Source organism: Streptosporangium minutum, assembly GCF_002149035.1.
GTDB classification, from domain to species: Bacteria; Actinomycetota; Actinomycetes; order Streptosporangiales; family Streptosporangiaceae; genus Streptosporangium; species Streptosporangium minutum.
This window is the reverse complement of the sequence record NZ_NGFP01000454.1, coordinates 1-2,822: the sequence shown is the minus strand read 5'-3', so window position 1 is coordinate 2,822 and position 2,822 is coordinate 1. Positions and strand designations below refer to the sequence as shown.

Annotated in this window: 3 protein-coding genes; 2 read left to right on the top strand and 1 reads right to left on the bottom strand. The window is 70.5% G+C overall.

Going from position 1 to position 2,822, the window contains the following annotated elements; translation table 11 throughout:
* Positions 1-173: 173 nt before the first annotated feature.
* Positions 174-791 (bottom strand): nuclease-related domain-containing protein, encoded by a 618-nt coding sequence (locus CA984_RS43480; protein WP_242676504.1) that lies wholly within the window; start codon positions 789-791, stop codon positions 174-176.
* A gap of 359 nt (positions 792-1,150) precedes the next feature.
* Between CA984_RS43480 and CA984_RS43475 the strand changes: the two genes are divergently transcribed.
* Positions 1,151-2,584 carry an amidase gene (locus CA984_RS43475; RefSeq protein WP_086579103.1) on the top strand — a complete coding sequence of 478 codons (1,434 nt, stop codon included), beginning with the start codon at positions 1,151-1,153 and terminating at the stop codon, positions 2,582-2,584.
* Positions 2,585-2,612: 28 nt separating this feature from the next.
* On the top strand, positions 2,613-2,822 hold a 210-nt coding region (locus tag CA984_RS43470), incomplete at its 3' end, for a hypothetical protein (RefSeq protein WP_133061976.1).

Sequence of the window (2,822 nt, the reverse complement as noted above, 5' to 3'; positions counted from 1 at the left end):
GAGGACGGGAGTCGCCGGTACGGGAGGGTGTGTATAGAGGGCGGGAGCCGGTGCGGGAGGGCGTGTACGGAGGACGGGAGTCGCCGGTACGGGAAGGCGCGTGAGGCGCCCCGCCGGGGACTCCCGTCGGAGGGGAGGGAACCGGGCCGTGTGGGCCCGGGATGTCGCAGGGATCAGGATTCGGGGTAGCGCGCGGGCAGGACCTGCCCGGCGGCCTCGTAGATCCTGTCGATCTCGGTCTCGGTGAGTGACCGTTCCCGCTTGGTGATCCATTTACGGACGCGACTGCCGTCGAAGACGTCGACCTCGCGGACGTTGAGGATCTTCCACGGGATCGCCGGGCCGTAGATCGCCAGGGACGGGACGATCGTGACCTCGTGGCCGAGCACCTCGCCGATCAGCTCGGCCGCCCGGGACGCCTCCCAGCGCGCCTCGTCGAGGCGGGGCTTCTGGTTGAACGGCCCGTGGAACAGCTTGCGGTGCGACTGGACGCGGACCGGCAGGCGTTTGTCCCATTTCTCCGAGTCGACGGCGTAGACCCCGGTGGGACCCACGACCAGGTGGTCGATCTGGGCCTCGCTGTCCGGGATCGCGCGGGCGTGCAGGGTGCGGTAACCGCCTCGTTCCAGCCTCTTGAGCTGGGCCTCCGTACGCCGCTCCGCGACCGAGGCGCGCCGCCAGGCGGGCACCGTCGAGTTCGTGCGGGCATGCAGCACCGTGTCGACGATCGCGGCCAGGACGGCCGCGGTGACCCCCAGCCGCCAGCTTGAGAGCAGGATGCCCGCGAGCACTCCGACACCGGCCGCGATCAGAACGCGACGGCGCAGATGGCGGTACTTGGGATGGTCGAGCAGGCTGCGCAGGGAAGCGCGCTCGACGGGTGCGTACGTAGACGCGGGCGCGGAGGGTCGAGACGTCGGCCTGTCCTCGGCCGGTCGGTCACTGACCCAAATAGGTGACGTAGCGTTACCGTCTTCTGGTACCTGACCGGAATCCACGTAACTCACGGTAGCTGACGTCCATGGGGGTGCCTAGTATTGGGTATCTCATACTTTTGTGACCGCCATCACTTGCTTGGCGTGGTTCTTAACCGGGTATCTACTCATTTCCTCTCTAGATAACCCAGCTTTCTGCGCTTACTGTGCGGGACGTGGCCCACATACATGATCTTACCGCCCTGGAGCAGGCGGCAGCCGTGAAACGCAGGGAGATCTCGCCCGTCGAGATCACCGAGCACTACCTCGACCGCATCGCGCGGCTGGACCCGGAGGTCGGCGCCTACGTGACCGTCACCCCCGAGCAGGCTCTGGAACAGGCGCACAAGGCCGAGGCCAGGGCGCTGGCGGGGGAGGACTCCTCGCCCCTGCTCGGGGTGCCGATCCCGATCAAGGACCTCAACCTGGTCAAGGGGGTGCGGATCCACTTCGGCTCGGCCACCTACGAGGACTTCGTCGCCCCGGTGGACGACAGCGTCGTCGAGCGGCTCAGGGACGCCGGCACGATCATGCTCGGCAAGACCGCGACGCCCGAGTTCGGGCTGTCCTGCTACACCGAGACCTCGCTCTCCCCGCCCACCCGGACTCCCTGGGACCTCTCCCGTTCCGCGGGCGGGTCCAGCGGCGGCGCGGCCGCCGCGGTCGCCGCGGGCCTGGCCCCCGCGGCGCAGGGCAGCGACGGCGCGGGCTCGATCCGGATCCCCGCCTCGGTCTGCGGGCTGTACGGCATCAAGCCGACCCGGGGCCGGATCAGCTCCGCCCCGATCATCCCCGACCTCGCCGGCCTGTCGACCAACGGGCCGATCACCCGGACCGTGGCCGACGCCGCCGCGCTGCTCGACGTGATGACGCACGACAACCCCGGCGACCTCTACCACGCCCCGCCGCCCGCGCTCGGCTCGTTCGGGGCCTACGTGGGCCGGGACCCGGGCCGCCTGCGGATCGCCCGCTACGCCGAGCCGCCCGTCCCTGGGGCCGAGGTCGATCCCGAGGTGCTCGCCGCCTACGAGCACGCCTCCGCGGAGCTGGCGGCGCTCGGGCACGAGGTGGTGGACATCGCGCCGCCGTTCGCCCCGGAGCTGGTGCCGCAGTTCGTAACCCTCTGGTACGCCTTCGCCTGCATGCACCCGGTGGACCTGAGCAAGCAGGACCGGCTCCGGCCGCTGACCGCCTGGCTGCGCGAGCGCGGCTTCGCCACCCCCGCCCCCGACTTCCTGCAGGCCCAGTCGGCGCTGCAGCTCGCCACCCGGTTCGGGCTGATGGTCACCGACCTCTACGACGCGGTGCTCACCCCGACCGTCACCCAGCCGCCCCGGCCGGTGGGGTGGTTCGAGGACGTGGAGGACCCGGAGGAGACCTTCGAGCGGATGAAGCGCTTCGCCGCCTTCCCCGCCGTCTGCAACATCAGCGGTCAGCCCGCGGTCAACCTTCCGCTGCACTGGACTCCCGGCGGCCTGCCGATCGGCGTCATGCTGGCCGGGCGGTTCGGCGACGAGGGCACGCTGATCTCGGTATCGGCGCAGGTCGAGGCGGCCCGAGGCGGCTTCTGGGGGGAGCGCAGGCCGGCTGTCTGGCAGGTCTCGACTTAGCTCTCATCGCAGGTCTAACGTTGGTCCTGTGGACGCGTTCCAGGTCCTCGGGTCTCTCATCGGATCATCCGCGGTCCTGTTCCTGCTGATCACCTTGCTGGTGACGCTGCCCGGCAAGGTGCGCGCGAGCGCGAGCCGTACCACCTCGGCGGGCGCGGTGTGGTTCGGCGGCCCGTCCGGCAGCGAACGGGGTGGGAGCCCCTCCGGTCCGGTGCTGGTGGACCAGGGGGCTCCCCGG